This is a genomic window from Rhizobium sp. 01N424, from assembly GCF_056399485.1.
In genome coordinates, this window is sequence record NZ_JBFTRK010000006.1 from 1 (window position 1) to 26,491 (window position 26,491).

Sequence of the window (26,491 nt, forward strand, 5' to 3'; positions counted from 1 at the left end):
CCGGTCAAAACTTCCCGCACCCAAACCCGAAAGCCTGGGAATAAATCAGCCTCAAAGGCCAACCTTCAAGAAATCCTAGAGCGAAAGACTTCGTCGCCTGCAGCGCCGCCGCCCTCGTTCAGTGACGCGGCTTATACGGCCATCAACGCAGAGCAGTCAACACTGACACGTAAAGAATTCCAATGTTTCGTGTAACGCATTGCAATTATACGGGAATTCGAAATGGATGTGCCGGAGCCTCGAAACCAAGCTGTTCGCCCCCTCCTAGGAAAGCCGTCCCGTTGATTGCGATCAATGAAGGGGCCGGCGTCATCGCTAGGTTTGGCGCGCGGGCGAACGGTGCCCGCGTCAAGTGGGGCAACTTGGCAGAGACTTGGCCGGTCCAGGGGCATGGCGCCGGGCAAGTCTCCCATGCCCTGAACCCTGACGGCACATCATCGATGCCGTTCCTAGATTGTCGGCCGCTCAGTTTCCAATACTGGCGCGGCGACCCGCAGCTGATCCCGGTAGGCACCGAGGCCGAGGCCTTCGACCAGTGCGCGCACGGCTTTCCGCTTTAGCTCCGACTCGACCTGGCCGTTCAGGGTGATCTCGCCGTTCGTCACCGATACCTGCACCGTCTGCGGCGTCAGACCAAGATCGGACCGCAGCCGCGTCCGGAGCGCAAGCCGGATCGCGCCATCCTCGCGCGGCAGCGCCGTCACAGGCGCATCGACGATCATGCCGAGAATATCCCGGCGGCTGACGATGCCGACCAGCCGGCCATCCTCGACGATTGGCAGGCGCTTGATGCGATGGGCTTGCAGGCTTTCGGCAATGTCGGAGACTTCGCTATCCGGCCGCGCGACGATCACATCGGGCGACATGACATCGCGGACCGACCAGCCATGGCTGCTGATGTAGCGTTGGAGATCGAGCTCGGAGAGCACGCCGGAGGCACGGACCTGGTTCGGCTGCGGGCGGATCTCGCGGCGCAGCAGCAGATCGCCCTCCGTCAGCATGCCGCAGATTCGGGCTTCGTCATCGACCACCGGCAGTCCGCTGATCTTGCCCTGCATCATCACCGCAACAGCGTGGCGGATGCCGGCGGCCGGGCTGATCGAAACCACGTCGGTGGTCATAATGTCTTTTGCCTGCATCGGCCTGCCTCATTCGTGCGGATAGCGACGTTCGGGCAAGGTTAGCGGTCGTCAGGCAGGCACGCTTTGATCTCCGTCAAACAAAAGTGGACGACACGCGGCGAACGGGCAGCGCTACCGCTGCCTGCCGGTGAAGACATAGCCGACGCCGCGCACCGACTGGATCAGCGCCGGTTCGCGCGGATCAGCTTCGATCTTCTTGCGCAGGCGAACGATCTGCGCGTCGATCGCGCGGTCGAACGCTTCGAGGTGACGGTTGCGGGTGAGATCCATCAGCGTCTCACGCGACAAAACCCTGCCGCGATTGCGGACGAAGACCACCAGCATATCGAACTCGCCGGTCGTCAGCGCCACATCGCCGCCATCGGGAGAAGTGAGCCGCCTGCGGGAGACGTCCAGTGTCCAGCCGTCGAACAGCAGGGTTTCATCGGCATCAGAGGCTGCGGATGGATGATCGGACACGGTTCGCCGCCGCAGAATGGTTCTGAGGCGGGCCAGCAGTTCGCGCAGGTGGAAGGGTTTTGCGATATAGTCGTCGGCGCCGATCTCGAGACCCACCACCTTGTCGGTGACGTCGTCCTGGCCTGTCAGCATCAGCACCGGAACGTCGGATGTGCCGCGGATTTCGCGCAGCAGTTCCAAGCCGTTTTCGCCGTTCGGCAGAACGAGATCGAGGAAGACAGCAGCGTAGTGGCCCTTGGCCAGCGCGCTGCGCATCGCGGCGCCGTTTCCGACGGCATTCACCCTGTAGCCCTTGTCCTCGAAATAGCGAACGAGCATCTGTCTGATCCGGGCGTCGTCATCGACGACCAGAATGCGATCTGCTTCCATGTCACCCGTTCGTCCTGCTTTCTTCGTTTTCGTTAGAGATAACGCAGGTTTGTGGGCAGCGCTACCATTGCGGCCTTCGTCCACAATCTTCCGATCGAGATGATCGGGACCGGCGGCAGCCGATCAGGAGCCTGGCGGATCCAGATCATCATCAGCGATCGCCCGCCATGCCGCACCCTGCAGATCATCGTACTGGCCGCTCTTCAGCGACCAGAGAAACGCTGCCAGTCCAATACCACCCATGAAAAGCGCGATCGGAATGAGATAGATCAGCATGTTCATGCCGCCTGCGCCTCACTGGCCTTGCCGGCGGGACGCGCGATCGCGCCGGCGGGGATCGACTTGCCGAAGGCATTCAGCCTCAGCGCGTTCGAGACGACGATGATCGACGAGGTCGACATGGCGACGGCGGCAATCAGCGGGGTTGCCAGCCCGGAAATGGCGATCGGAACCGCCAGAATGTTGTAGCCGATCGCCAGCGCGAAATTCTGGCGGATCAACGCTGACGAGCGGCGGGCAACGGCGATTGCCAGCGGCACGGCATCGAGGCGCTCGTTGAAGAACACCAGGTCTGCAGCCTGCCGGCCGATATCGGATGCAGTCGCCGGTGCCATCGACACATGGGCGGCGGCCAGCGCCGGTGCGTCGTTGATGCCATCGCCGATCATGAAGACCCGGTGGTTGCTACTGTTGAGTGCCTGGCATTGATCGACCTTCTGCTTCGGTGTCAGGGCGCCCAGCGCCCGGGGGATCCCGAGTTCGCGCGCCGTGTTGCCGGCAACGCGCTGGCGGTCTCCCGATATCATCACCGTCCCGAATCCGGCAGCATGGAGCGTAGCGACGGCCTCGCGCGCTCCCGGCCGCAGCGTGTCGTCGAAGAAGAACCGCGCGGAAACGACGCCATCCTGCGATAGGACGACTTCCGAGAACGGGCTGCCCTCGGCCGGCTGAGTTGCCAGACCACGGCAGGCGAAGGATTCGCTGCCCAAACGGTAGAGCGTTCCGCAGCTGACGGCTTCGAGACCGCCACCGGGGATTTCGATGACGCGATCGAAGGGCACCGGGGTGGTACGCGCGCTATGCATCAGTGCCTGCGAGAGCGGGTGGCGCGAGTGGGCTGCGAGACCGGCCGCGATCGAGAGAGCGCTGCCTTCAGGCGGCTCGGCTTTCACCAGCCGGGGCCTGCCCATCGTCAGGGTTCCCGTTTTGTCGAAGGCGACGGTGTCGATCTCCGCCAGCCTTTCGAGCGCCGAACCATCCTTGACCATGATGCCGTTGCGGAACAGTTCGCCTGCCGCCACGACCTGGACGACGGGAACAGCAAGGCCCAGCGCGCAGGGGCAGGTGATGATGAGAACGGCGACCGCGACGAGCATCGCCTGCTTCCAGTCGCCACCGAGGAAGCCCCAGCCGAGAAACGACGCCAGCGCCAGAAGATGAACGACCGGTGAGTAAAGGGCCGCCGCCCGGTCGGCGATCCGGCGGTAGCGCGCCCTGCCCCCTTCGGCGGCCTCCATCAGGGCAATGATTTCAGCAAGCAGCGACTCGCCTGCGCGTTTGCTGGCGCGCAGGATAAGCGAGCCGGTGAGGCTCATCGAACCCGAGCTGACCGGACTGCCGGCTCGAACCGGAACAGGGCTGCTTTCGCCTGTGACGATCGAAAGGTCGAGATCGCTCTCGCCGCTTACAACGACGCCATCAACCGGGACGCGCTCCCCGGCGGCCACCGCGACTTCGTCGCCGATGGCGATGTCCTCGGTGGGCACATAACGGCGCGATCCATCTGGCAGGACCAACAGCGCGCCGCGCGGCGCAATACGCGCCAAACCGTTGATCGCAGCCCGCGCCTTTTCACGCATGACATGATCCAGCGTCCGGCCGATCAGCAGGAAGAACAGCAGTGAGACGGTCGCGTCGAACCAGGCATGTTCGCCGTGATGCATCGTCTCCCAGAGCGAGACGGCATAGGAGAGCGTCACGGCAAGCGAGATCGGCACGTCCATGTTGGTACGCCCATGCTTCAGGGCATTCCACGCCGACTGAAAGAAGAAGCGGCCCGAATAGATCAGCGCTGGCGCGGCGATCATCGCCGATATCCAGTGGAACATGTCTCGCGTTGCCGCATCGGCGCCCGACCAGACGGAGACCGAGAGCAGCATGATGTTGGCAGCGGCAAAGCCGGCGACGCCGACGGCGAGCAACAGCTGGTTGCGGGTCCTGTCGCCCTCGGCGGCAAGCGGCGCGTAGAGATGCGCGCGGTATCCCGCGCCAGCGACCGCAGCTATGATTTCGGCCGGATTTACCGCCTGTGCGCCGATCTTTTCGGCATAGATGCAGGTGACGCGCCGCGAGGTCAGGTTGACGCGCGCCTTGCTGACGAAGGGCAGTGCCGTCAGCGCCCTCTCGATCGTCGAAATGCAGGCGCCGCAGTGGACATCGGGGACGCTGAGATCAAGCTGATGCAAGCCGCCACCGAGCGGATGGCTGGCAAGCGCGATCTCCTCGGCGCTGAAGGCGGTAGTGCTCATCGCCATCACCCCCTCGGCATCGATCGCACAGCAGGTCATCGAACGAACTCCGCGGTGTCGAACCGGATCGCCTCGTGCATGACGAGGCTGCCGCCTTTCTTCGAGATGAACTCGACGATCCAGTCGCCGACCGGGACATGGCGATCGGTCTCGAACGCCCCCTCGCCGCGATTGTCCAGCGCAACGGAAAAGTCCTCGTGGTCGCCGACCGGCCGCTTGAAATTGGCCGTCACGGTATCGATCGCCGCCGGCGATCCGTCCGGATTGGCGATCCGGTAGATGAAGCGGTCGTCCTTCAGCGAGATATGCCCCGCAATACCCGATGCGGTCATCGCCTTCATCTCTGCAGCGCGGTGATTGAACTCCTGGCTGGCGACATAGGTGTTTTCGACCACGAGGCCGCTCCAGCTTGAAGACGCGAACCAGGCCATCGTGACGTTGACGCTGATGACCACGGCGAAGAACGAAGTGATGACGAGCAGCATGTGGCGGCCGGTGAAGCCTTGGACGCGGGTGGTCATTGCGGATCTCCAGGTGCGTTGAACGCTGCGCGATAGGTCGCCCGGTCGCTGCCGCCGGGCTCCTCGATGGTGAAGAGGAATTCGTCGACAGCAGCCGTGCTCGGCTTGCGCGTGACGAAGACCTTGATCGTGGTTGCCGCATCCGGTGCCGCGTCCAGCGTGAAGCTGCGGACATCGTCCTTGCTGAGTTCGGGGATGCGCATGGTGGCGCCATCGAGGCCAGACAGCGTCAGCGCGATCTGCCGCGGCTGCGGCACCATGTTGAGGATGCGGATCGTGTAGCCGTTGCGGATCGAGCCGTCGCTTTCCATGACGAATTGCGGATTGCGGTCGTGGACGACGTTCAGTTCCAGACGCCCGCGCATCGACAGATGGACGAGCATGCCGATGCCGATCGCCGCCCATACGGCCGCGTAGAACACGACGCGCGGGCGAAAAATGATTCGCCAGTTGAAATGCCGGATGCCATCGACGAAGGAGCCGCCGGCATCGCGCACCTTGGCCGGCTGCACCGCCGTCCGTCCGCCATCGGTGGCGATGGCCATGTTGGCGGCATATTCGCTAAGCGTCGCATAGGCGATCAGGCCGCGCGGCTTGCCGATCTTGTCCATGACGCCGTCGCAGGCGTCGATGCAGAGAGCGCAGGTGATACACTCCATCTGCTGGCCATCGCGGATGTCGATGCCCATGGGACAGACGGCAACGCAGGCATTGCAGTCGACGCAATCGCCGACCGGAAGCCCATCCGCCTGCGCCTTCTTGCTGTGTCGCGAACGTTGCTCGCCGCGCCAGTCGTTATAGGTGACGACAAGCGAATTCTCGTCCAGCATGGCGCCCTGGATGCGCGGCCAGGGACACATGTAGGTACAGACCTGCTCGCGCAGCAGCCCGCCGAAGACGTAGGTGGTGGAGGTCAGGATGGCGACAGTGGCATAGGCGACGGCGGGTGCCGCGCCGGTTGCGAGTGCCACCGCCAGAGACGGCGCGTCGGCGAAATAGAAGATCCAGGCGCCACCCGTCGCAACGGCAATCGCCAGCCAGACAGCATGTTTAAGAGCACGCTTGCGCAGCTTGCCCAAGCTCCACGGCGCGGCATCAAGCTTGATCCGGGCGTTGCGGTCGCCCTCTATGGCGCGCTCGACGACGAGAAAGAGATCGACCCAGACCGTCTGCGGACAGGCATAACCGCACCAGGCCCGGCCGACCGCCGAGGTCACGAGGAACAGCCCGAACCCGGCCATGAGGAGCAGCCCGGCGACGTAGTAGAATTCCTGCGGCCATATCTCGATGAAGAAGAAGTAGAAGCGGCGCGAGGCGAGATCGACGAGGATTGCCTGGTCCGGTGCGTAGGGTCCGCGATCCCAGCGGATCCAGGGGGCCAGATAGTAGATGCCGAGTGTAACAAGCATCACGATCCATTTGAAACGGCGGAACTGTCCCTCGGCACGCTTAGGAAAGATCTTTTTCCGCGCCGCATAAAGCGGCTGACGGTTACGGCGGGCGTTCACAGGCTCGACATCGAGCCGCTCCACGCTCTTGGGATCGGGTGCTGTGAAAAGGTTCATAAATAATGTCTTTCGCGTTCGATACGCCTGTTCTCCTCCGGGGGCGGCCGAGCGTCCTTGATAAAGATCAACAAGGATCAACCGGCCGGTCGCCATAAAAAGACGGGCCGCGCTTCGAGGCGAAGGCGCGGCCCGGAAAACAGTGAGAGACTGGGGGTCTTCTCCCAATTTTTAACGGCTCGACGGCTCATCATCACTGAGCGAGGTCAGGCTGACGATCGCGCTACCGATCTTCTCCGGCGCGTCGCCCTTGCAGCCCGGCGGCAGCGACTTGGCACGGACGGAGACACGGGAACGCACGATCGAGCGCGGCATGCCGTAAAGCCCGAGGAGCGGATTGTTCCCGTGTGGCACCATTGTCCCTCTCCTTACTTACCGCCGCCGAGCGAGTGGACGAAGACCGTCAGTTCCTTGACCGTCGTATCGCCGAGACGCGCCGACCATGCCGGCATCACGCCATGCTTGGGCGCCATGACCTGGCGAATGATCGCCTCCTCGCCGCGGCCCTTCAGCCAGATCGCGTCGGCGAGATCGGGCGCGCCCATCTCGGCCTTGCCCTTGGCGTCCTCGCCGTGGCAGGCGGCGCAATTGTCGAGGAAGATCTGCTTGCCGGCAGTGGCCAAAGCCGGATCGGAAGGCGTGTTGGTCAGCCCCCAGACATAGGCGGCCACTTCCTTCGTTTGATCCTTGCTGAGGATATCGCCGAAGGCAGGCATCTCCGAGACATGCGTATCCGCATCCTCGTCGAAGCGGATACCGTGAGCGATCGTCGTCTGGATCGATTGCAGGTCGCCGCCCCAGAGCCAGTCGTCGTCATTCAGGTTCGGAAAGCCCGGTCCGCCGCTGGCGCCCGATCCGTGACAGGTGGCGCAGTTGACCTTGAAGGCCGAGGCACCACCGGCAATAGCGAATTCGCGCAGTGCCGGATCGGCGTCGATCTCTTCGACGCTCTTTGCCGCGATCATTTCGTGGAACTTCGCCTGGCCGGCCTTCGCGTGATCGAGATCCTGCTGCAACTCGGCGCGGCTGGAATAGCCGAAATAACCCTTCGTCGCCGAGGTTACCATAGGGATGGCGGGATAGACGACGACGTAGCCGATCGCCCAGAGGATCGTCACATAGAAGGTCCAGACCCACCATCGCGGCATCGGATTGTTCAGTTCGCGAATGCCGTCCCATTCATGCCCGGTGGTTTCGACGCCGCTGACTTCATCAATATGCTTTTCCGACATCTCAATCGTCCTTCAGGGGAATGTCAGCGGCCTCCTTGGCCGTCTGCTTGCTGCCGGGGCGGAGCGTGTAGGCGACGGCGCAGACGAAGAATGCCGCCATCGCCAGAAGCCCCCAGCTGTCGGCGAAGTGCCGCATTGCCGTGTATGTTTCCATGAGATCACCTCACCGGTAGCCGGTGGCATCGTCATAGGTCGAGAAATCGACCAGCGTGCCGAGCATCTGCAGGTAGGAGACCAGCGCATCCATCTCGGAAAGACGCTGCGGATCGCCGTCGAAATCGCCGGTCTTTGCCTTCGGGTAGCGCTGCAGCAGCGCCGAGGTGTCGGCGTTGGGATCGGCCTGCGCCTTCATGTCGGCTTCCGCATTGGCGAGCATGTCGTCCGTGTAGGGCACGCCGACATCCTCGTTGGCTTTCAGGTCCATGCCGATGTCCTTGACGGTGACCTCCTGCATCTTCAGGAACGCGTATTTCGGCATGATCGATTCAGGCACGACCGCCCGCGGATCGGACAGATGCTGAACATGCCACTCGTTCGAATAGCGGCCGCCGACGCGTGCGAGATCCGGCCCGGTGCGCTTCGAGCCCCATTGGAACGGGTGGTCGTACATGGATTCCGCCGCCAGCGAATAATGGCCGTAGCGCTCGACTTCATCGCGGAACGGCCGGATCATCTGGCTGTGGCAGAGGTAGCAGCCTTCGCGGATGTAGATGTTGCGGCCTGCCAGTTCGAGTGGTGTGTAGGGGCGCATCCCCTCCACTTTCTCGATGGTATTCTGCAGATAGAAGAGCGGCGCGATCTCTACGATGCCGCCGATCGAGACGACCAGCAGCGAGCCGACGAGCAGCAGCGTCGCGTTCTTTTCGAGGATCTTATGTTTGTCCAGTATCGATGCCATGGTTCACCTCACTCGGCAGGCTGTGCCTGAGGCACATAAGCGGTCGGGATAGCGGCTTCGTCGCGCAGACGTCCGCGGATGGTCATGAAGACATTCCAGGCCATGACGAGACCACCGGCAAGATAGAGCGTGCCGCCCAGCGTGCGCAGCACGTAATAGGGGAACATCGCGGAGACGGTTTCTGCGAAGGAATAGACGAGGAAGCCCTGCGAATTGTATTCGCGCCACATCAGGCCTTGCTGGATGCCGGCGACCCAGAGCACGGCGGCGTAGACGACGATGCCGAGCGTGGCGAGCCAGAAGTGCCAGTTGACCATGCGCAGGCTATAGAGCCGTTCGCGGCCCCAGAGCTTCGGCGTCAGGTAATAGATCGCCCCGAAGGTGATCATACCGACCCAGCCGAGCGCACCCGAATGCACGTGACCGATGGTCCATTCGGTATAGTGGCTGAGCGAGTTGACGGTCTTGACCGACATCATCGGCCCTTCGAAGGTCGACATGCCGTAGAAAGCGATGGCGACGATCATCATGCGGATGATCGGATCGGTGCGGATCTTGTCCCAGGCGCCCGAAAGCGTCATCAGGCCGTTGATCATGCCGCCCCACGACGGCATCCAGAGCATGATCGAAAAGACCATGCCGAGCGTCTGCGCCCAATCAGGCAGCGCCGTGTAGTGCAGGTGGTGCGGACCGGCCCAGATATACATGAAGATCAGCGCCCAGAAGTGGATGATCGACAGGCGGTAGGAATAGACGGGGCGGTTCGCCTGCTTCGGGACGAAATAGTACATCATCCCCAGGAAGCCGGCGGTCAGGAAGAAGCCGACAGCATTATGGCCGTACCACCACTGCGTCAGCGCATCCTGGACGCCCGAGAATACCGAATAGCTCTTCGATCCCAGGAACGACACGGGCACGGCGAGATTGTTGACGACGTGCAGCATGGCGATGGTCACGATGAAGCCGAGATAGAACCAGTTCGCCACATAGATATGCGGCTCGCGGCGCTTCAGGATCGTGCCGAGATAGACGACGAGATAGGCGACCCAGACGATGGTCAGCCAGATATCGACATACCATTCCGGCTCGGCATATTCGCGGGCCTGAGTGATGCCGAGCACGTAGCCGGTGGCCGCCATGACGATGAAGAGCTGGTAGCCCCAGAAGACGAACCAGGCGAGACTGCCGCCGAAGAGCCGCGCATGACAGGTGCGCTGCACGACATAGAACGAGGTCATGATCAGCGCATTGCCGCCGAAGGCAAAGACAACGGCCGATGTGTGAACCGGCCGCAGCCGCCCGAAATTCAGATAGGGTGCTAGATTGAGATCGGGACATGCGAGTTGCGCGGCAATGATCACGCCGACGAGGAAGCCGACGACACCCCAGAAGACGGTGGCGATCAGCCCGTAGCGGATGACCTCATCGAAATAACCGGATGCCTCCGGCTTCGGCTGACGTCCCGCCGGCGAGAAATCGACACGGCGCATCAGGATCACCGTTCCGGCAAACAGGCAGAAACACAGGATCCCCATATGTGCGGCAAAAAGCTGATCGTGGGCGAAGGCCGCTCCTAGCAAGGCTAGGAACGCTGCGACCGCGACCATCACGGTCTCGGTTGTGTAGTTCATGGTATCATCCCCAGTGCGCAGCAGGCCGCGTGACGGCGCGCTTTCTCGTACTTTGCAGCAAGGACTGTCATGGAGCTCTCCAGCACTCCTTGATTTACATCAACGAACCGAACGGCTTAGCCGGTGATACCCAGCCTGTTACAAACTGTTACGCAGTCTCACCATTTGGCACCGTCCGCTCATCCTCGTGTGACGCAGCGGCTGTCTATTCCCTCGCGTGCAAACGAGGGGACTACGACGATGCTGATGCAGAACCACCAGGCGTTCGAACATGGAAAGCCCGCCGGTGAAGCGGCAAAGACGGGGCGCTCGCTATCGTCGGTGTTTCATCTCTCGGCGCTCGAACCTGTCGCCGCCGGCAAGGCGCTCTGCTGGGAAGGCGATGCGGCAAAGCATCTGTTTCAGGTGGTCGAAGGCGTTGTCCGCCTGCAACGCATCATCGGCGAGGGCCGCCGGGTGATCACCGGGTTCCATTTTGCCGGAGAAATCGTCGGCGCCTTCCTGCAGGGCGACTTCCTGTTCACTGCCGAGGCTGTCACCGATTGCAAGATCCGCCGCGTCTCGCGCAAGACCTTCCAGGACGAGGTGGCGCGCTCGGATGCGCTACGCCCCGAATATATCGCACTCCTCTGTCACGAGACGGCAGCGGCCCATGATCAGATGGTGCTCCTGTCGAAGAAGAATGCCGAGGAGCGGCTGTGCAGCTTCATCGCCACGCTCGCCGCCCGCCCCGGCGCCCAGCCGCGCCCGGGATTGCTGCGCGTGCCGATGAACCGTCAGGATATCGCCGACTATCTCGGCCTGACGATCGAGACGGTTTCACGCACGATCACCAAGCTCTCGCAGCGCAACGTCGTGGTCCCCGAAGGCCGTCATGACTTGAGGATTCTCAGCAAGGGCAAGTTGATCCAGCTCTCGGGCAACGCAGATGATTTTCCGGAGAAAAACTGCCATAGGGTCAGCGTTCACTGATCGCAGCAGGAAGCAGCCATGCCCCATCGCCTGATCTCGCCGCGCACGGCCTCCCCCCAGGAACTGGACGCGCTTGTGCATGTTCTCGATGGCGCCGATATCATCGTGCATCGCCTCGAAGGCACGATCACCCATTGGTCGATCGGTTGCGAGAACATGTATGGCTGGGCGCGCGAGGAAGCGGTCGGCGAAAAGGTCGATGTACTGCTCGCCACGCGGTTTCCGGAGCCGGTCGAAGATATCCACGCACACCTGAGGTCACGCGGTTTCTGGCAGGGCGAGATCGTCCACCGCCACAAGAGCGGCTACGACCTTCACGTCGCCACCCGCTGCGTGCTCGTCAACCTTCCGGATGGCGAACCAGCCGTCATTCAGGCGAACAGCGACGTCAGTGCTCTCCGGAAAGCCGAAGAGGCCGTCAGCGCCAGAGAAGCGCATCTAAGCTCTATTCTCGAGACGGTGCCCGACGCGATGGTCGTCATCGACCAGAAGGGCACGGTTCTCTCCTTCAGCACAGCAGCGGAAAAGCTGTTCGAGATGACCTCTGACCAGATCTGCGGCAGGAATGTCAGCAATCTCATGCCCTCGCCCTACCGCAGCGCCCATGACGGCTATATCGGCCGTTACCTGGAAACCGGCGAGAAGCGGATTATCGGCTACGGCCGCGTCGTCACCGGTCAGCGTGCGGACGGGTCGCAGTTCCCGATGGAGCTGCATGTCGGCGAAGCGACGGCGAATGGCGAGCGGATTTTTACCGGTTTCGTCCGTGACCTGACCAGCCGCTTCAAGATCGAGGAAGACCTGCGCCAGGCGCAGAAGATGGAAGCGGTCGGCCAGTTGACCGGTGGCCTCGCCCACGATTTCAACAACCTCTTGACTGTGATCAGCGGCAATCTCGAGATGATCGAAGACAAGCTGCCGCCGGGGCCGCTGCGCGATATGCTGCGCGAAGCGCAGGGTGCGGCGACAGACGGAGCGAAGCTGACGGGACAGTTGCTTGCCTTCGGCAGGCGCCAGCCGCTCAATCCCCGGCATGCCGATCTTGGACAGCTTCTCACCGGCTTTTCGGATCTGCTGCGGCGGACGCTCGGAGAGAATATCAAGCTCTCGACCATTCTCTCCGGATCCGAATTCAATGTTCTTGTCGATAGCTCGCAGCTTCAGAACGCCATTTTGAACATCGCTCTCAATGCGCGCGACGCGATGCCGAAGGGCGGCAGTCTGACGACCGAGATCTCGTCCGTGCATCTGGATGCCGACTACGCCAAGATGTATCCCGAAGTCCGCAGTGGAAACTTCGTGCTGATCTCGATGACCGACACCGGTTCGGGGATGACCGAAGACGTGAAGAAACGTGCCGTCGAGCCATTCTTCACCACCAAGGAAACCGGCTCCGGCACTGGGCTCGGATTGAGCATGGTCTATGGCTTCGTCAAGCAATCCGGCGGCCATCTGCAGATCTACAGCGAGGACGGCCGGGGAACGACGATCCGCATCTACCTCCCGGCAATCGGCCCGACGCCGAAAGCATCCGCTGAGGACGGATCCGCCGTCGAAAGCCCGATGCCGCGCGGTCACGAGCAAATCCTGGTGGCCGAGGACGACATTCGCGTCAGACGCGTCGCCGTCGCAAGGCTTTCCGGCATGGGATACACGGTGCTCGAAGCCGACAATGGCCGGCGGGCGCTTGAAATCCTCAAGGACAATCCGGAGATCGCGCTGCTCTTCAGCGACATCGTCATGCCCGGCGGAATGACCGGCGATGAAGCGGCACGCGCCGCCCGCTCTATCCGGCCCGATATCGCCGTGCTCTTCACATCCGGTTACTCGGAACCGGCGCTGGCGGCTAACGAGGTCATCCCCGGCGCCCAATGGCTGCGAAAGCCCTACACGGCCCGCGAGCTCGCCGCGAAGATCCGCGACCTTCTCGACGCCAGGTGATCCCGGGGCAAAACGCCGATTCCGCACCTGAAGTTTGACCGGCATCAAAGAGCACCGCTGGTGGATGACTTAGAACGTCTCCGGGCGAACGGCCCGCAAAACAGGAGACGTGCGATGAATTTGAAATACGGCCTGATCGCCGCAACGGCGGCCATGATCGCCTTGCCAGCGCCGCTGATGGCAGCCGATCACCAGGTCCAGATGCTCAACAAAGGCACTGATGGCGCCATGGTCTTCGAGCCGGACTTCATCAAGATCGCTCCCGGCGATACCGTGACCTTCGTGCCGACCGACAAGAGCCACAATGTCGAGACCTTCAAGGGTCTGATCCCGGATGGCGCTGCGGAATTCAAGTCGAAGCCGAGCGAGCAGTTCCAGACGAAATTCGATATCCCCGGCGGATATGTCGTCAAGTGCACGCCGCATTTTGCCATGGGTATGGTAGCGCTGATTCAGGTGGGCGACCAACCCGCCAATCTCGACGCCATCAAGACGGCCAAGGTTCCGAACCTGGCACGCAAGCGCCTTGACGGTGAACTTGCGAGGGCCGCCGCGCAATAAGGCGTCCATCGTCGGACGGAGCGCGGGTTGCAACCCCTGAATGCGACCCGCGTCCGGCTCCCGGCAATATATGTTGCCTGGCTAATATTTTGTGGCATGCTCATTCCAAACTCCGTTCGATGTTGGGTTCCATGGGTGGAAGAGCGGCCGGGGACGCCATGACGGTGTCCGTTCATCGCAAGTCTGCAGCCTGCTACATGCCACCCATGCCCGTTGGCAGCGTGGTTCATGCGGGCAGGACCAATGGCGAACTTCCCGGCCGGCATCTCATCGCCGATTTCAGCGGCGCCGCACAACTCGGTGACGTCGCACATATCGAGGCAGCGTTCCGTGCAGCCGTGAAAGCTGCGGGAGCTACACTTCTCGGTATGAATTTTCACGTCTTCGACCCCGGCGGCGGCGTGACAGGAACCGTCTCGCTGGCGGAAAGCCACATGTCCATCCACACATGGCCCGAGCACGCGTATGCAGCGCTCGATATCTTCATGTGCGGCGCCTGCGATCCGCTGAATGCCCTGCCGGCACTGGTCGAGGCGCTCTCGCCTGCCCTGGTGGAACTGCGCCAGATCATTCGGAGAGAGGCAACGGATCTGTAATGGTCATTGTCATTTCGGACGATCCGGAAGAAACCGCACTGGAGCCGCTGCCAGCGATTTCGCGGCCCTACCCTCTGCCGGAGCTGCCGCCAGGCCGGGTCTTTGTCGAAGGGCTGGATACCGACGTGCCGCCGCGGAGCGGCAGCGTCTTCGTTCTCGAGGACGCCGATATCTTCGACGAGTATCACTATCGCGCCCAGTCCATCGTCTGCTCGTTTCGAACGCCGTTTCAGAACGTCACGATCGCCGATACCTACAGCTTCGGCCGTGCGCTGTTCCTCGACGGCGCCATCCAGAGCGCGGAGGACGACGAGGCGCTGTATCACGAACTGCTCGTGCATCCGGCCATGCTGATGCATGACAACCCGCGTCAGGTGCTGATCATCGGCGGCGGTGAAGGCGCAACGCTCCGCGAAGTGCTTGCCTATCGCGACGTGACGCGCGCCGTGATGGTCGATATCGACCGGGATGTGGTCGATTGCTGCCGCGAACATCTTGGCACCTGGAACTACGGCGCTTTCACCGATCCCCGGGCGGAATTGCATTATCGCGACGGCCGGGACTATTTGGAGACGACCGACGAACTCTTCGATATCATCATCATCGACGTCGTGGACATGCTGGATAACGGCCCGGCCCAGCACCTCTACACCAAGGAGTTCTATCGCTCGCTGCGCGGCTGCCTGCGCGACGGCGGCATTCTGGTCGTGCAGGCGCTCGAATTTTCGTCCTGCAACTACAAGGGCCACACCGCACTTCGCCGGACGCTGCAGACGGCCTTCACCAAGGTCAGCAGCTATCAGGTGCCGATCCCGTCGTTTCTCGCCGTGTGGGGCTTCATTCTGGCGTCAGACTGGCTCGACCCGGAAGAGGAGAATGCTGTCCGCCTTGACCAGCTGATCGATGCCAGGCTCGGCGATGACTGGCTCGATCACGCGACTGGCGCCTTCATCATGTCGCGCTTCTGCTTCGACAAGGAGACCGGCTTTCTGCTCGGCCTTGCCGGCCCGGTGCTGGAAGACGGCGTGGCATTCATCCCGCCTCCCGATGTCCATACGGTCGATGACGGCATGCGGCAGCTGCCCGCGCTGGCGGACGAGTAGCCGATGGCTGCGAACGGCGCTCAGCATTGCCGGCTGTTCCTGCTTCCTCCGGGTGAAGCCAGCCGCGCCGACGCTCCCCTCCTTTGCAGCCTCTCATATCCACGTCCGGTTTCGCTGCATGCATCGATCACGCCGATCGAGAGCGAGACCGTTCCGGGTGCGCCATTTCCCGATACCAATGATCAGCAGTTTGAAGTCATCTTGCTGCCGAGCGGCTCCCAGACCTCCTTTGCTCTACAGGAAGCGGCAGCAGACTGGCTGCGCAACGCAGCCGCGCAAGACCGATTCGAAAGCCTGTCCGCCGATCTCAAACTTCGCAACGGGCAGATCAGCATCCGCGGTCACCGCGTCGTCATCCAGTCCGCGCCGGAGCTTTTCAGAGACCTGCTCATAGGCATCGGGGCATTCGGCTGGCTCTGGCTTGGTATCGAGGATACCGAGCGGGCATTCGAGACCGCCTGGGATGGGCAATATCGCGATGCCGCGCTTCTTGAGCGCCGTACCTACAGCCGCCAGATCAGCCGTGAGCTCTCCGCCAAGGCGGCTGAAACCGCACGGCTTCGGCAGTGGTTTCTGAAGACCACGCTGCTTCTGGAGCGCGGCGACCGCGGCCTTCCAGCCGCCTCCCGCCGCAGCTTCTTCGAACTTTGCCAGCAGATGGACTTCGGCCGCCGGCTTCAGTTGATCGGCGAGGCGGTCGAAGCGCGGGAGACGCTCTACGGAACCGCTGCCGAACGCAGTTTCGAATACCGCATGTTCCTGGTGTCATGCGTGATCGAAGCGGCCATCCTGGCCGGTATCCTGATCGAAATCGCAATCATGCTCTACGATCTTTGAGGAGGGGTAGATGAGATTCCGCATAGTCCTGGCCGCCATGGCCATAGCAACGCCGGCGCTTGCCCAGGAGGCATCGCTGTCCGGGGCGCAGATCAAGGCCGCCTTCGCCGGCAGGACGGTCTCTGGAACGGAAGATGGCGCAGCCTATCAGGAGAAACTTCTTGCCAACGGTTCGATTCAGGGGCGCTCCAGCCTTGACGGGAGCTATACCGGGGAATGGGAAGTCGATGGCAACGAGATCTGCTTCTACTACGACGATGATGACGAAGACGACGATGAGGATTGCTCGCGCGTCATCCTGAAGGGAGCCAGTGTCACCTTTATCGACGAGGACGGATCCCGTTCGAGGGCGACCTTGCGATAGAGCGGCTGGGCGGCTCAGACGGGCACGGTTTCGCCTTTCCTCTCAAGCTTTTGCACCGCCGGGGCCGTGTCACGCCGATGTCACGCGACGATGATCCGAGGTTGTGATTAGCTTTTTTCCGAGGGGCTGGGGGGCCGCTCATGAAACGGCTTCGCCAGAGTTCGAGTAGCGAAGCGTCCTGTTCAGGAGACCCGCCTTTTTAGGCGGGTCTTTCAATTCGAGGGACCTAAATTGACCAAAATCCATATTTCATTCGGAATAGCTTTTCTCGTGGCGCTGACATCGCTGATCCTGGCACTTCTCGGCTCGCCACTGCCTTTCTGAGCGGCCGCCGCCTGGCCGCCAAAACAAAAATGGCACGGGCGAGCCCGTGCCATTTTTGTTTCATCGCAGCTGATTTCAGCTCAGTGGTTGTCGCGCGGCACGCCCTTGGTCTGGGCAATGCGCTGATACTTGACCGCCGGTTCGAGCACCGCGCCGGTTTCCAGCTGGCCGACGACCGAGCGCTGGATTTCCTGCCATGGCGTCTGGTGGTCGGGATAGCGGTAGCCACCATCGGCCTTGAGAGTCGCATGCCGCTCGGCAAGCTCGGCGTCCGAGATCAGAATATCGGCGCGGCCCTGGCCAACGTCGATACGCACCCGGTCGCCAGTCTTCAGAACCGCGAGCCCGCCGCCCGCGGCGGCTTCCGGCGAAGCGTTGAGGATCGACGGGCTGCCTGATGTGCCAGACTGGCGTCCGTCGCCGATGCAGGGCAGCGACGAGACGCCCTGCTTCAAGAGGTAGTCGGGCGCACGCATGTTGACGACCTCTGCGGCACCCGGATAGCCGATCGGACCGGCGCCGCGCATGAAGAGGATGGTATAGGCATCGATCCCGAGCGACGGATCGTCGATCCGCTTGTGATAATCTTCGGGACCATCGAAGACGACCGCCCTGCCCTCGAAAGCTTCCGGATCCTTGGGATTGGAGAGGTAGCGTTCGCGGAACTCCGGCGAGATGACGCTGGTCTTCATGATCGCCGAGGAGAACAGATTGCCGCGCAGCACGCGGAAACCGGCACGTGGCTTCAGCGGTGTCTCGTAGCGGCGGATGACCTTTTCGTCCTGGATCGTCTGCCCGCGACAGTTGTCGCCCATCGACTTGCCGTTGACCGTCAGCGCGTCTTCCTTGATCAGGCCCTGGCCCATCAGCTCATTCACCACGGCGGGAACGCCGCCAGCGTGATAATAGTCTTCGCCGAGATATTCACCGGCCGGCTGCAGGTTGACGAGCAGCGGCACTTCCTCGCCATAGGTCTGCCAGTCGTCGACCGTCAGCTCGACGCCGATATGGCGGGCCAGCGCGTTGAGATGGATCGGTGCATTGGTCGATCCGCCGATCGCCGAATTGACGCGGATGGCGTTGATGAAGGCATCCTTCGTCAGGATATCCGATGGCTTGAGGTCTTCGCGGACCATATCGACGATGCGCAGGCCGGTGCGATAGGAAATCTCCTGACGGTCGCGATACGGCGCCGGAATGGCGGCCGAACCCGGAAGCTGCATGCCGAGGGCTTCGGCCAGCGAATTCATCGTCGTCGCCGTGCCCATGGTGTTGCAATAGCCGGTCGAAGGGGCCGACGACGCAACAAGCTTCACAAAGCCCGCATAATCGATCTCGCCCTTTGCCAGTAGCTCGCGGGCCTTCCAGACGATGGTGCCGGAGCCGGTGCGCTCGCCGCGGAACCAGCCGTTCAGCATCGGCCCGACGGAGAGCGCGATCGCCGGAATATTGACGGTGGCCGCCGCCATCAGACAGGCCGGCGTGGTCTTGTCGCAGCCGATGGTCAGCACCACGCCATCGAGCGGATAGCCGTAGAGCACTTCGACGAGGCCGAGATAGGCAAGGTTGCGGTCAAGGCCCGCGGTCGGACGCTTGCCGGTTTCCTGGATCGGATGAACCGGAAACTCGATGGCGATGCCGCCGGCTTCGCGAATGCCTTCGCGCAGGCGATTGGCGAGCTCAAGATGATGCCGGTTGCAAGGCGACAGATCGGAGCCTGTCTGGGCAATGCCGATGATCGGCTTGTCCGACTGCAGCTCTTCCTGGCTGAGGCCGAAATTCATGTAGCGCTCGAGATAAAGCGCCGTCATGTCGGCATTATCAGGATTGTCGAACCAGGCGCGGGAACGAAGGCGGGGCTTGCTGTCGTGTTGGGTCATTGCGCTATCCACGTTGTTTATTGACATGCAAATATCCTAAGGCAGGCGGATTGTATAATACCGTTCTCCTATTCTGACTTAGCAAAACCGAATATCAGGAGTGATGATGACAAGGCTTGACGCCTTCAAACTCAAGCATCTGCGCATGCTCGTCGCTCTGGAAGAGCACGGCAAGGTCGGCAGCGTAGCCGGAATGTTCGGCTTGTCCCAGCCCTCGCTGTCGCGAACGCTGGTCGAGCTCGAATCACTGGCCGGGCATCGGCTGTTCGAACGGCACAACCGCGGAACGGCGCTGACGCCGGAGGGCAAGGTTCTGGCGCGCTACGCCCGGACCTTGCTGGCGGAAGCGGCACGCGCCGAATACGACATGAAGGTCATTGCCTCGGGCAAGCGCGGCAGCGTCAGCATCGGCACGGTGATGACGCCCGCTTCCGAGATCGTCGTTCCCGCCCTCAACGATGCGCAGGCTGGGTATCAGGATCTCGACATCAACGTCTCGCACGGCAGCAGCGATGCGCTTCTCGCACAGCTGAGCGCCGGGAGCCTCGATTTCGCGATCTGCCGTCTGCCCGAGAATTTCAACCGGACAATGTTCGACTACGAGCCGCTCGGCGAGGAAACCTTCCGGATGGTGGTGGCGCGCGGGCATCCGCTGGCTGCAAAACCGGCCGTAGAGGAGGCAGATCTCGAGGGGCTCGACTGGGTGCTGCAGCCGGAAGGCTCCTATCTGCGGGATGTGATGGATGATTATCACCGGGCGCATGCCATCGTGCCGCGCAGTGTCATTTCCACTTCGTCGGTGCTCATGACCATCCTGCTCGTCAAGAGCAGCGGCCGGGTCGGGATCTTCGCCAAGACCGTCGCCGAGATGCTCGACCAGCACCAGCTGCTGACGGCGCTGCCGATCCACGCCCGCATCGACATTCCGGGCTTCGGCCTGGTGCAATTGAAGGGCAAGGAGCTTTCGCCGCAGGCTCGAAGCGTGTTCGAGGCATTGCGGCAAAAAGCTCGCGAACGCAAGACGTGGGATTGAGGCGAGCAATCCCTGGCCTAAGGCGCCAGACGCCGCACCAGATGATACGCCGTCGAGATGTCGTCGTTGACGACACGCTTGATGCCTCGCACATTTCCGGCAGCAGCACCTGCCGCCTCGCGCGTTCCCGTGCTTGCCAGCCGCCCCTTGAGGGTGACGACGCCGTTCGCCACGGTCGCCTTCACCACGTCATGTGTCAGCCCGAGTTCCATCTGCAGCCGGCTGCGCACGGCAGTCGATAACGCGTCATCGCCGATCGGCACGATATCGTTCACAAACATCACGGAGCTCCTTCTCTCACCGCGCGAAGTGAACAACGGGCGGGAGCGCTACGCCTTGACGTAGATCAAGCGCCGGCAGGCGTCAGCTTCGCGTCTGATACGAGAGAAGGCACCGCGATCGCCTGGCGGATCTCGCCGATCAGCTGCCGCTCTTCTTTGATATGCCGGCGCGCCGGGCAGCAGAATGAACGGAGCGCATAGGCGATGGCGTCCGCCGAGAGGCTGCTTCGCCCCCTGCTCAAGTCGCACAACACCTTGACGGCGCGCTCTGCCATATCGCGTTGCTCGAGCCGATCGGAAATCCGGCGCTGCTCTTCGTCTCTCGGTGCCGGGACGCTGATAGCGAGGGCAGGATGCCGATCGACGCTGGTCTCTTCCAACTGATGTATCCTCACCAAAAGCGGAACGAGGTCTCGCGTCAGTGTCCTGCACAATCCCTCATCGACATGGCAGGGCAGAAAATCGGCAATCGCCTCGATCAGATCGCACCAAGACGACAATTCGCTAAGGTGCGTTTCCAGTGCATCGAGGCCGCCACGTGTCTCATCTATCATTCCAAGCCCCCTTGAACCGGCGAACACGAGGCCATCGGCGTGTTCGTCCGAAGACGGGCTATAGAGAACAGTCAGGATTTTCTTTGAGATCGATCAACAAGACCGTGATTTGGGCGGCAATGGGCTGTCACTTGACCTTGAAATCGACCAGCAGGGATTTCAGCTCGATCTCGCGAACGCGCCGCGCCGCCTCTTCCGGCTCGACCCAGGCAAGCACCCGCTGGCCTCGCTCCTTGAAGTTCTCGGACTGCTCCAGCACCTCGACCGTATAGACATCGACGATGCAGGGGGCGACGTCGCCATTGTCGAGCCATTTCAGGTACGTGTAGCGGCCGACCGGCTTCTTGCCGACGGTGCCACGCACGCCAGCCTCTTCCCAGGCTTCGGTCGCCGCCGCCTCATAGGGCTTCTTCTTCTTCATCGGCCAGCCCTTGGGGATCACCCATCGCCGGCTTTCGCGCGAGGTCATCACCAGCACTTCGATGCCGGAGCTGCCCGGCGCCTTGCGGTAGCAGAGCGCCCCATATTGCTGGCGGAAGGCGCCGGTGAACAGCTTGTCGGGCGTGGCGGCGAGCTGCTGGAGAAGCGTCTTCGGCTTTTCCGGCGCAAGCTTTCGCTCCTTCTTCTTCGGCACCATCTGAAGGGGCTGGCTCCGCCACCCATCGTGGTGGAGATCTGTGACGAAAAGATTCATTGCTGCTCCGACGGACAGGCACGGCCATCCGTTTTTCATGCCACGTCGGTCGGGCATTAGCAGACAATTTGCAGCCATCGGCCAAAAGGGCAACCCCGCGGGCAGCGCCCACTATGAGATTTTGATCGCAATCCCCGGCTATGGAGGGGTCGCCTCGTCAGAGAGTTGTAGCCGTTTCAGGCAGCCTTGCTATGCGTGCGCCCCGGCGCTCCGAGATAGGCATCGAAGGCAGCGGCCACGGCGCGCACCATGAAGCGTGCTTGCTGCGAAACGGTCAGCCGCCCGTCCGCCAGCGTCACCACGCCGTCGGCCAGCAGTTGCGCCAGCCGCTCGTTGCGGCGCGTCAGGAAGGCAGGGTCATATCCGGCTTCGCCGCTGAGCGCAGCAAGATCGGCCTCGAAGCTGCACATCAGCCTTTCGATGACCTTTGCCCGCAGCCTGTCCTCAGCGCTCAGCACATAGCCTTTCGCAGTCGGCAGGATGCCGGAGGTGACGCGCTCCGCATAGCGGCCGGGGGCGACCTCGTTCTGGACATAGCCTCCGGGAAGCTTGCCGATCGCAGAGGCGCCGAGACCAATCAGCGTTTCGCAGTCGTCGGTGGTATATCCCTGAAAATTCCGCCGCAGCGTTCCCTCATGCGATGCCAGCGCCAGCGGGTCATGCGGCAGCGCGAAGTGATCGAGGCCGATGCGGACATAACCGGCGCCGACGAGTTCGTCGGCGATCGCCTCGGCCTGGGCATTGCGCTGGCTGGCATCCGGCAGCTGCGTCTCGTCGATCAGCCGCTGATGCTTCTTGAAGGACGGGATATGGGCGTAACCGAATACCGAAAACCGTTCCGGCCGGAGCTCGACAGCCATCCTGACCGTCTCAAGACAGGAGCGCACGGTCTGCAGCGGCAGGCCGTAGATCAGGTCGAAATTGATGCTGCGGGTGCCGTTTTCCCTCAAGCCTTCGACGGCTGCTTTCGTCTGATCGAAGGTCTGTATCCTGTTGATCGCATGTTGCACCCGCGGATCGAAACTCTGGACCCCGAGGCTGGCGCGATCGACGCCGTTGTCGCCGAGCGCGCCAATCATTGCTGCGGACAGGGTTCGCGGATCGATCTCGACGGCAACGCTGCAATCCGCCTCGAACCGGAAGGCGCTCCTCAGCTTCGCCATCAATGCGGCAAAGGCCTGAGGCGTCATGATCGTCGGTGTGCCGCCGCCGAAATGGATGTTTCGAACCGGCAGATCATTGCCGGCTGCCTGCGACACCAGTTCGATCTCCTCGCTCAGCACGTCGAGATAATCGGCAACCGGTCCGTCCTGGCGCGTCACCGACGTGTGGCAGCCGCAATACCAGCACATCGAGCGGCAGAACGGGATATGCAGATAAAGCGATACCGGATCGGCCGCACCGAGCCGCGCCAGCCCATCCGCATAGGCCTCCGGGCCGACGGCAGCCGAAAAGGCCGGTGCTGTTGGATAACTGGTGTAGCGCGGCAGGCGGGCTTCACCATATTTGGCGACCAGGGCATCGGACATCGTGATTTCCTTCATCTTCGTCTCGCGGGCTTATGCCGCGCGGCCGCTCACCCTTCCTTGTCCTAGATCAACGAACCGGACACGCCTCAGGCGGTCTTGATCGAAATCAAAGTATCGTCTCCATGCATCGCGTAGACTTGGCGCGTTGCGGGCGTGAGAGGACCATTCGATGCGATACGCGATCATTGCTGCGCGACTGGACGAGAGGGAAAAGTGCGGCCGTATCGAGATGCTCGATGGGGCAGTGGCACGCACCGTCATCATCACCCGGCGCGCGCTGCTCAGCATCGCTTCCCCGCCAAGGGCAACAGAAAGCCGGCTTCTGCAACATCTCGAAGCCTTCTGCGATGTCATCAGGACACAGAATATCGAACCCGACGCCACCGGGATGATCTTCATCAATGCCAACCACGTCCGAAACTGGCGTGGCCTGCGCGCGATGGACGATCCGGCGGACAGCGCTTCGATCCATACGCCAAACGCGGCCGGGCTCCCCTTCCCCAACCGGCCAGCCTTATAAATCCGCGCACGCACCCGCTGGAAATGGCAACGGGCAGGGACTATCGTTGCCTACTGAAACCGCAGGCTTCAAGGACACACAATCAGATGAACCTGCCGACTTTCTCTCTGGGCATCCTGGCACTGCTCATCCTGCCCGGGCCGACGAACGCCGTCCTTGCCATGATGTCACCAGGCCTGACGGTGAAACGCCTGACGTCCCTGCTGCTCGCTGTTGTCTCCGCCTATCTGCTGGTCATCCTGCCGGTATCCGGCATCGCCGGTCCATTCCTTCACGCGCATCCGGCCATTGCGCAGGCAGTGCGGCTGATATCGGCGGTCTGGGTTCTGTTTCTGGCATTGAAGCTCTGGCGGTCGCAATCTGAAGGGGCGGCAGCGCCGGTCGGCATCCGCGAACTTTTCCTCACCACCCTGCTCAACCCGAAAGCCATCATCATCGGCCTGACCATGGTGCCGGCCGTCGAGGCGCCGCTCCTGCTGACAGTGCTGATCTTCGTGGCATCGGTCACGGTGACGTCGACGCTCTGGATTGTCCTTGGCCGGCTGATCATCGGGCGGGGCACCGCCATGCCTCTGCTGGCGCAGCGCTGCGCCTCTGCCGTGCTGATGTTTTTTTCCGTGACCCTGGTGATCAGCGCCGTCGGCTGATCAGGGTTTGGTCTTTGCGGTCGAGGTTCTGACGACGAGCGGACCATCGACCTTGATGGTCATCGGCCGCAGCGTCTTGCCGTGGATGGCCATATCGATGAGCGTCTCCGCCGCCTTCTGCCCCATCTCGTAGTTCGGCAGGACCAGCGTCGAGAGCGGCGGATGGGTGTAGCGCGCCAGCTCCTGGTCGTCATAGCCCATGACGGAGAGATCTTCGGGAACGCGAAAGCCCTTCTCGGCCGCCGCTTTCATCACGCCGATCGCCATCAGATCGTTGCCGCAAAAGATCGCTGTCGGCGGATTGCTCATCGACAACAGGTCGAGACCAGCCTCATAGCCGCGCAAGGGCAGCCAGTCGCCGTCGCGCACCAGCGTCTCGTCGAAGGCGACATCGACGGTGGCGAGCGCCTGCTTGTAGCCCTTGAGGCGATCGACCGCCGCGTCCATCCAGGGTTCGCCGTTGATGAAGCCGATGCGCCGGTGGCCGAGCGAGGTCAGATGCGCCGTCGCGGCAAAGCCGCCCGCCACTTCGCCGGGCACGATCGCCATATGCTGACGCGGCTCGGCATAGCAGTTCAGCAATACGGTCGGGATGTTCTTCAGCAGTTCCGGCACCTTCACCTTGCGGGTGAAGATCGTCGCATAGATGACGCCGACGATCGTCGGGTCGCGCAGGATCGAGCGCAGCACGGCGTCTTCGAGATCCGGATTGGAACGCGTTGCATGCGCCGAGGTCAGGAAACCCTGCTCGAAAGCAAAATCGCGCACGCCGTCGAGGCTGACAACGGGATGCGGGCTGGTGGAGATTTCGTCGACGACGAAGGCGATCGTGTCTTTCTCGATTCGCGTGTCCGGCTGAGCTTCATGACGAACTCCAGGTAATTTATAACCAATTTTATGAGCAGCCTCCAAAACCTTGGCCTGGGTGTCCGGCGAGATGCGTGATCCCGACATTTCATTGAGCACAAGCGACACGCTGGACTGCGAAACGCCCGCAATACGGGCAACATCGGTCATTGTAGGCCGTCCAGCCTCACCGCGGCGCCCGTTTTCCCCGCCGCGGCCATTCTTTTTCGTCATCACAATATCCTCCCGATGACTTGCTGCAGCACAAACCAAAATTTGTGCAATAGCTCATAAAATGACGCTTGACTGCTAATATTATTAGCTACAAGATTAGCTCATGTGAAGCAGTTATTGCTCACTGCCGGTTGGGAAGATACCGGAAAATTCGGGAGGAGAAACTGAGATGTCCGCATTCTCACGTCGTACATTCATGCTTGCTGCAACCGCACTCGGCGCCGTCGCCGTGGCCGGCACAGTTGCCATGGCAGAAGTGCCTGCGCTGAAGCAGAAGGAAAAGTACAAGGTCGGCTTCGCGCAGACCGAATCAAACAATCCGTGGCGCATCGCCCAGACCGAAAGCATGAAGGCGCAGGCTGAAAAGCTTGGCTACCAGCTGGTCTATACCGATGCCGCCGGCTCGGCCGCCAAGCAGGTTGCCGACGTCAACTCGATGATCGCCCAGGGCGTCGACCTGATCTTCCTCTCGCCGCGCGAAGAAAAGCCGCTGATCCCGGCCGTCAAGGCTGCCGAGAAGGCCGGAATCCCGGTCATCCTGCTCGACCGTAGCGTCGATCCGAAGCTCGCCAAGCCCGGCAAGGACTACCTGACCTTCATCGGCTCCGACTTCATCAAGGAAGGCCAGCGCGTTGCCGAATGGCTGGCGAAGAACGCCAACGGCAAGAAGAAGATCATCGAGCTCGAAGGCACGACCGGCTCCTCGCCTGCCAACGACCGCAAGAAGGGCTTCGACGACGCCATCAAGGCCGCTGGCGGCTTCGAGATCGTCGCATCGCAGTCCGGCGATTTCGCCCGCGACAAGGGCCGCCAGGTTGCCGAAGCGCTGCTTCAGGCGCATCCGGATGCGGATATCGTCTACGCCCACAATGACGAAATGGCGATCGGCGCCATCTCCGCCATCGAAGCCGCCGGCAAGGTGCCGGGCAAGGACATCCTAGTGCTGTCGATCGACGGCGGCAAGGAAGCTGTCGGCCTCGTGGCTGAAGGCAAGATCGGCGCAGTCGTCGAATGCAACCCGCGTTTCGGACCGAAGGCTTTCGAAACGATGGCGCGCTATGCAAAGGGCGAGAAGATCGAGCCTTGGGTCATCAACGACGACAAGTTCTACGATGCATCCAACGCCAAGGCCGAGCTCTCCAGCGCCTACTAAACTCCCAGCGTGACCGCTCCGGCCGGTTCGGCAGACGCCGTTCCGGCCGGCTTTTCCTTTATTGAATACGGAGTCGA

The 26,491-nt window shown here is 62.1% G+C and carries 29 protein-coding genes; 12 read left to right on the forward strand and 17 right to left on the reverse strand.

What is annotated here, in order from left to right; genetic code table 11:
• Window positions 1-195, forward strand: a 195-nt coding sequence (locus tag AC1DNK_RS16430; RefSeq protein WP_477941391.1) for a hypothetical protein, incomplete at its 5' end; no start/stop codon positions are given.
• Between the two features lie 254 nt (window positions 196-449).
• Here AC1DNK_RS16430 and AC1DNK_RS16435 read toward each other — a convergent pair.
• From AC1DNK_RS16435 to ccoN, 11 genes are all read right to left on the reverse strand, one after another.
• Window positions 450-1,139, reverse strand: a complete 690-nt coding sequence (locus AC1DNK_RS16435) for a CBS domain-containing protein (protein WP_112597776.1) — start codon at window positions 1,137-1,139, stop codon at window positions 450-452.
• 114 nt (window positions 1,140-1,253) lie between these two features.
• Window positions 1,254-1,970 (reverse strand): response regulator, encoded by a 717-nt coding sequence (locus AC1DNK_RS16440; RefSeq protein ID WP_112516617.1) that lies wholly within the window; start codon window positions 1,968-1,970, stop codon window positions 1,254-1,256.
• Between the two features lie 123 nt (window positions 1,971-2,093).
• Complete coding sequence (ccoS, locus tag AC1DNK_RS16445; protein WP_112389759.1) at window positions 2,094-2,252, reverse strand: cbb3-type cytochrome oxidase assembly protein CcoS; 159 nt, start codon at window positions 2,250-2,252, stop codon at window positions 2,094-2,096.
• On the reverse strand, window positions 2,249-4,537 hold the full coding sequence (locus tag AC1DNK_RS16450; protein ID WP_477942205.1) for a cation-translocating P-type ATPase: 2,289 nt from the start codon (window positions 4,535-4,537) through the stop codon (window positions 2,249-2,251). Before AC1DNK_RS16450 ends, ccoS begins: the two co-directional genes overlap by 4 nt.
• A complete protein-coding gene (locus tag AC1DNK_RS16455) occupies window positions 4,534-5,019 on the reverse strand; it encodes a FixH family protein (RefSeq protein ID WP_112516615.1) in 486 nt (161 codons plus the stop codon). Before AC1DNK_RS16455 ends, AC1DNK_RS16450 begins: the two co-directional genes overlap by 4 nt.
• Window positions 5,016-6,584, reverse strand: coding sequence for a cytochrome c oxidase accessory protein CcoG (ccoG, locus tag AC1DNK_RS16460; protein ID WP_477942207.1), 1,569 nt, complete (start codon window positions 6,582-6,584; stop codon window positions 5,016-5,018). Before ccoG ends, AC1DNK_RS16455 begins: the two co-directional genes overlap by 4 nt.
• Before the next feature lie 171 nt (window positions 6,585-6,755).
• Window positions 6,756-6,941, reverse strand: a complete 186-nt coding sequence (locus AC1DNK_RS16465) for a hypothetical protein (protein ID WP_442208989.1) — start codon at window positions 6,939-6,941, stop codon at window positions 6,756-6,758.
• An 11-nt stretch (window positions 6,942-6,952) separates the two neighbouring features.
• Window positions 6,953-7,816 (reverse strand): cytochrome-c oxidase, cbb3-type subunit III, encoded by an 864-nt coding sequence (gene ccoP, locus AC1DNK_RS16470; RefSeq protein WP_442208991.1) that lies wholly within the window; start codon window positions 7,814-7,816, stop codon window positions 6,953-6,955.
• 1 nt (window position 7,817) lies between these two features.
• Entirely contained in the window at window positions 7,818-7,970 is a 153-nt protein-coding gene (locus AC1DNK_RS16475; RefSeq protein ID WP_112389764.1) for a cbb3-type cytochrome c oxidase subunit 3, read from the reverse strand.
• Window positions 7,971-7,979: 9 nt separating this feature from the next.
• On the reverse strand, window positions 7,980-8,714 hold the full coding sequence (ccoO, locus tag AC1DNK_RS16480) for a cytochrome-c oxidase, cbb3-type subunit II (RefSeq protein WP_477942211.1): 735 nt from the start codon (window positions 8,712-8,714) through the stop codon (window positions 7,980-7,982).
• Window positions 8,715-8,722: 8 nt separating this feature from the next.
• On the reverse strand, window positions 8,723-10,345 hold the full coding sequence (gene ccoN, locus AC1DNK_RS16485; RefSeq protein ID WP_112516610.1) for a cytochrome-c oxidase, cbb3-type subunit I: 1,623 nt from the start codon (window positions 10,343-10,345) through the stop codon (window positions 8,723-8,725).
• A gap of 240 nt (window positions 10,346-10,585) precedes the next feature.
• On the opposite strand from ccoN, the gene AC1DNK_RS16490 reads away from it, so the two are divergent.
• The 7 genes from AC1DNK_RS16490 (at window position 10,586) to AC1DNK_RS16520 (ending at window position 16,719) form a co-directional block, all read left to right on the forward strand.
• The gene (locus tag AC1DNK_RS16490) at window positions 10,586-11,317 is read left to right on the forward strand and encodes a Crp/Fnr family transcriptional regulator (protein ID WP_112386738.1); all 732 of its coding nucleotides are present in this window, start codon (window positions 10,586-10,588) and stop codon (window positions 11,315-11,317) included.
• Window positions 11,318-11,335: 18 nt separating this feature from the next.
• Entirely contained in the window at window positions 11,336-13,258 is a 1,923-nt protein-coding gene (locus AC1DNK_RS16495) for a PAS domain S-box protein (RefSeq protein WP_477942213.1), read from the forward strand.
• A 114-nt stretch (window positions 13,259-13,372) separates the two neighbouring features.
• Window positions 13,373-13,819 (forward strand): pseudoazurin, encoded by a 447-nt coding sequence (locus tag AC1DNK_RS16500; protein WP_442208997.1) that lies wholly within the window; start codon window positions 13,373-13,375, stop codon window positions 13,817-13,819.
• A 158-nt stretch (window positions 13,820-13,977) separates the two neighbouring features.
• Entirely contained in the window at window positions 13,978-14,415 is a 438-nt protein-coding gene (speD, locus tag AC1DNK_RS16505) for an adenosylmethionine decarboxylase (protein ID WP_442208998.1), read from the forward strand.
• Complete coding sequence (locus AC1DNK_RS16510; protein WP_112386734.1) at window positions 14,415-15,518, forward strand: fused MFS/spermidine synthase; 1,104 nt, start codon at window positions 14,415-14,417, stop codon at window positions 15,516-15,518. Before speD ends, AC1DNK_RS16510 begins: the two co-directional genes overlap by 1 nt.
• Window positions 15,519-15,521: 3 nt before the next feature.
• Window positions 15,522-16,355: a hypothetical protein gene (locus AC1DNK_RS16515; RefSeq protein ID WP_112386733.1), complete on the forward strand. Its 834-nt coding sequence runs from the start codon at window positions 15,522-15,524 to the stop codon at window positions 16,353-16,355.
• A gap of 10 nt (window positions 16,356-16,365) precedes the next feature.
• The gene (locus AC1DNK_RS16520; protein ID WP_112386732.1) at window positions 16,366-16,719 is read left to right on the forward strand and encodes a hypothetical protein; all 354 of its coding nucleotides are present in this window, start codon (window positions 16,366-16,368) and stop codon (window positions 16,717-16,719) included.
• Between the two features lie 404 nt (window positions 16,720-17,123).
• Here AC1DNK_RS16520 and AC1DNK_RS16525 read toward each other — a convergent pair whose 3' ends face one another.
• On the reverse strand, window positions 17,124-18,923 hold the full coding sequence (locus AC1DNK_RS16525; RefSeq protein ID WP_112386731.1) for an IlvD/Edd family dehydratase: 1,800 nt from the start codon (window positions 18,921-18,923) through the stop codon (window positions 17,124-17,126).
• Between the two features lie 103 nt (window positions 18,924-19,026).
• On the opposite strand from AC1DNK_RS16525, the gene AC1DNK_RS16530 reads away from it, so the two are divergent.
• On the forward strand, window positions 19,027-19,956 hold the full coding sequence (locus tag AC1DNK_RS16530) for a LysR family transcriptional regulator (RefSeq protein WP_477942216.1): 930 nt from the start codon (window positions 19,027-19,029) through the stop codon (window positions 19,954-19,956).
• Window positions 19,957-19,973: 17 nt separating this feature from the next.
• On the opposite strand, the gene AC1DNK_RS16535 is transcribed toward AC1DNK_RS16530, so the two are convergent.
• From AC1DNK_RS16535 to hemN, 4 genes are all read right to left on the reverse strand, one after another.
• Window positions 19,974-20,237 (reverse strand): BON domain-containing protein, encoded by a 264-nt coding sequence (locus AC1DNK_RS16535; protein ID WP_112386730.1) that lies wholly within the window; start codon window positions 20,235-20,237, stop codon window positions 19,974-19,976.
• Between the two features lie 65 nt (window positions 20,238-20,302).
• Complete coding sequence (locus AC1DNK_RS16540; RefSeq protein ID WP_112386729.1) at window positions 20,303-20,791, reverse strand: hypothetical protein; 489 nt, start codon at window positions 20,789-20,791, stop codon at window positions 20,303-20,305.
• 127 nt (window positions 20,792-20,918) lie between these two features.
• Window positions 20,919-21,428 carry an NUDIX hydrolase gene (locus AC1DNK_RS16545; protein WP_112386761.1) on the reverse strand — a complete coding sequence of 170 codons (510 nt, stop codon included), beginning with the start codon at window positions 21,426-21,428 and terminating at the stop codon, window positions 20,919-20,921.
• 233 nt (window positions 21,429-21,661) lie between these two features.
• Window positions 21,662-23,014 (reverse strand): oxygen-independent coproporphyrinogen III oxidase, encoded by a 1,353-nt coding sequence (gene hemN / locus AC1DNK_RS16550; protein WP_477942218.1) that lies wholly within the window; start codon window positions 23,012-23,014, stop codon window positions 21,662-21,664.
• Window positions 23,015-23,183: 169 nt separating this feature from the next.
• Between hemN and AC1DNK_RS16555 the strand changes: the two genes are divergently transcribed.
• Window positions 23,184-23,534 carry a hypothetical protein gene (locus AC1DNK_RS16555; RefSeq protein WP_112386728.1) on the forward strand — a complete coding sequence of 117 codons (351 nt, stop codon included), beginning with the start codon at window positions 23,184-23,186 and terminating at the stop codon, window positions 23,532-23,534.
• A gap of 86 nt (window positions 23,535-23,620) precedes the next feature.
• On the forward strand, window positions 23,621-24,181 hold the full coding sequence (locus AC1DNK_RS16560) for a LysE family transporter (protein WP_112386727.1): 561 nt from the start codon (window positions 23,621-23,623) through the stop codon (window positions 24,179-24,181).
• Here AC1DNK_RS16560 and AC1DNK_RS16565 read toward each other — a convergent pair whose 3' ends face one another.
• On the reverse strand, window positions 24,182-25,261 hold the full coding sequence (locus tag AC1DNK_RS16565) for a LacI family DNA-binding transcriptional regulator (RefSeq protein WP_310290085.1): 1,080 nt from the start codon (window positions 25,259-25,261) through the stop codon (window positions 24,182-24,184).
• 169 nt (window positions 25,262-25,430) lie between these two features.
• Here AC1DNK_RS16565 and AC1DNK_RS16570 point away from each other — a divergent pair, with 169 nt between their 5' ends.
• On the forward strand, window positions 25,431-26,414 hold the full coding sequence (locus AC1DNK_RS16570; RefSeq protein WP_112386726.1) for an ABC transporter substrate-binding protein: 984 nt from the start codon (window positions 25,431-25,433) through the stop codon (window positions 26,412-26,414).
• The last annotated feature ends 77 nt before the right edge of the window (window positions 26,415-26,491 follow it).

Excerpts from the sequence above, each read along its gene's own strand:
- AC1DNK_RS16525 (WP_112386731.1), bottom strand. The coding sequence starts at position 18,923 with ATGACCCAACACGACAGCAAGCCCCGCCTTCGTTCCCGCGCCTGGTTC.
- AC1DNK_RS16565 (WP_310290085.1), bottom strand. The coding sequence starts at position 25,261 with ATGACGAAAAAGAATGGCCGCGGCGGGGAAAACGGGCGCCGCGGTGAG.
- ccoG (WP_477942207.1), bottom strand. The coding sequence starts at position 6,584 with ATGAACCTTTTCACAGCACCCGATCCCAAGAGCGTGGAGCGGCTCGAT.
- AC1DNK_RS16450 (WP_477942205.1), bottom strand. The coding sequence starts at position 4,537 with ATGACCTGCTGTGCGATCGATGCCGAGGGGGTGATGGCGATGAGCACT.
- ccoS (WP_112389759.1), bottom strand. The coding sequence starts at position 2,252 with ATGAACATGCTGATCTATCTCATTCCGATCGCGCTTTTCATGGGTGGT.
- hemN (WP_477942218.1), bottom strand. The coding sequence starts at position 23,014 with ATGTCCGATGCCCTGGTCGCCAAATATGGTGAAGCCCGCCTGCCGCGC.
- speD (WP_442208998.1), top strand. The coding sequence starts at position 13,978 with ATGACGGTGTCCGTTCATCGCAAGTCTGCAGCCTGCTACATGCCACCC.
- AC1DNK_RS16560 (WP_112386727.1), top strand. The coding sequence starts at position 23,621 with ATGAACCTGCCGACTTTCTCTCTGGGCATCCTGGCACTGCTCATCCTG.
- AC1DNK_RS16545 (WP_112386761.1), bottom strand. The coding sequence starts at position 21,428 with ATGGTGCCGAAGAAGAAGGAGCGAAAGCTTGCGCCGGAAAAGCCGAAG.
- AC1DNK_RS16570 (WP_112386726.1), top strand. The coding sequence starts at position 25,431 with ATGTCCGCATTCTCACGTCGTACATTCATGCTTGCTGCAACCGCACTC.
- ccoN (WP_112516610.1), bottom strand. The coding sequence starts at position 10,345 with ATGAACTACACAACCGAGACCGTGATGGTCGCGGTCGCAGCGTTCCTA.
- AC1DNK_RS16530 (WP_477942216.1), top strand. The coding sequence starts at position 19,027 with ATGATGACAAGGCTTGACGCCTTCAAACTCAAGCATCTGCGCATGCTC.
- AC1DNK_RS16535 (WP_112386730.1), bottom strand. The coding sequence starts at position 20,237 with ATGTTTGTGAACGATATCGTGCCGATCGGCGATGACGCGTTATCGACT.
- AC1DNK_RS16440 (WP_112516617.1), bottom strand. The coding sequence starts at position 1,970 with ATGGAAGCAGATCGCATTCTGGTCGTCGATGACGACGCCCGGATCAGA.
- AC1DNK_RS16500 (WP_442208997.1), top strand. The coding sequence starts at position 13,373 with ATGAATTTGAAATACGGCCTGATCGCCGCAACGGCGGCCATGATCGCC.
- ccoP (WP_442208991.1), bottom strand. The coding sequence starts at position 7,816 with ATGTCGGAAAAGCATATTGATGAAGTCAGCGGCGTCGAAACCACCGGG.
- AC1DNK_RS16490 (WP_112386738.1), top strand. The coding sequence starts at position 10,586 with ATGCTGATGCAGAACCACCAGGCGTTCGAACATGGAAAGCCCGCCGGT.
- ccoO (WP_477942211.1), bottom strand. The coding sequence starts at position 8,714 with ATGGCATCGATACTGGACAAACATAAGATCCTCGAAAAGAACGCGACG.
- AC1DNK_RS16465 (WP_442208989.1), bottom strand. The coding sequence starts at position 6,941 with ATGGTGCCACACGGGAACAATCCGCTCCTCGGGCTTTACGGCATGCCG.
- AC1DNK_RS16540 (WP_112386729.1), bottom strand. The coding sequence starts at position 20,791 with ATGATAGATGAGACACGTGGCGGCCTCGATGCACTGGAAACGCACCTT.
- AC1DNK_RS16435 (WP_112597776.1), bottom strand. The coding sequence starts at position 1,139 with ATGCAGGCAAAAGACATTATGACCACCGACGTGGTTTCGATCAGCCCG.
- AC1DNK_RS16475 (WP_112389764.1), bottom strand. The coding sequence starts at position 7,970 with ATGGAAACATACACGGCAATGCGGCACTTCGCCGACAGCTGGGGGCTT.
- AC1DNK_RS16495 (WP_477942213.1), top strand. The coding sequence starts at position 11,336 with ATGCCCCATCGCCTGATCTCGCCGCGCACGGCCTCCCCCCAGGAACTG.
- AC1DNK_RS16555 (WP_112386728.1), top strand. The coding sequence starts at position 23,184 with ATGCGATACGCGATCATTGCTGCGCGACTGGACGAGAGGGAAAAGTGC.
- AC1DNK_RS16515 (WP_112386733.1), top strand. The coding sequence starts at position 15,522 with ATGGCTGCGAACGGCGCTCAGCATTGCCGGCTGTTCCTGCTTCCTCCG.
- AC1DNK_RS16520 (WP_112386732.1), top strand. The coding sequence starts at position 16,366 with ATGAGATTCCGCATAGTCCTGGCCGCCATGGCCATAGCAACGCCGGCG.
- AC1DNK_RS16510 (WP_112386734.1), top strand. The coding sequence starts at position 14,415 with ATGGTCATTGTCATTTCGGACGATCCGGAAGAAACCGCACTGGAGCCG.
- AC1DNK_RS16455 (WP_112516615.1), bottom strand. The coding sequence starts at position 5,019 with ATGACCACCCGCGTCCAAGGCTTCACCGGCCGCCACATGCTGCTCGTC.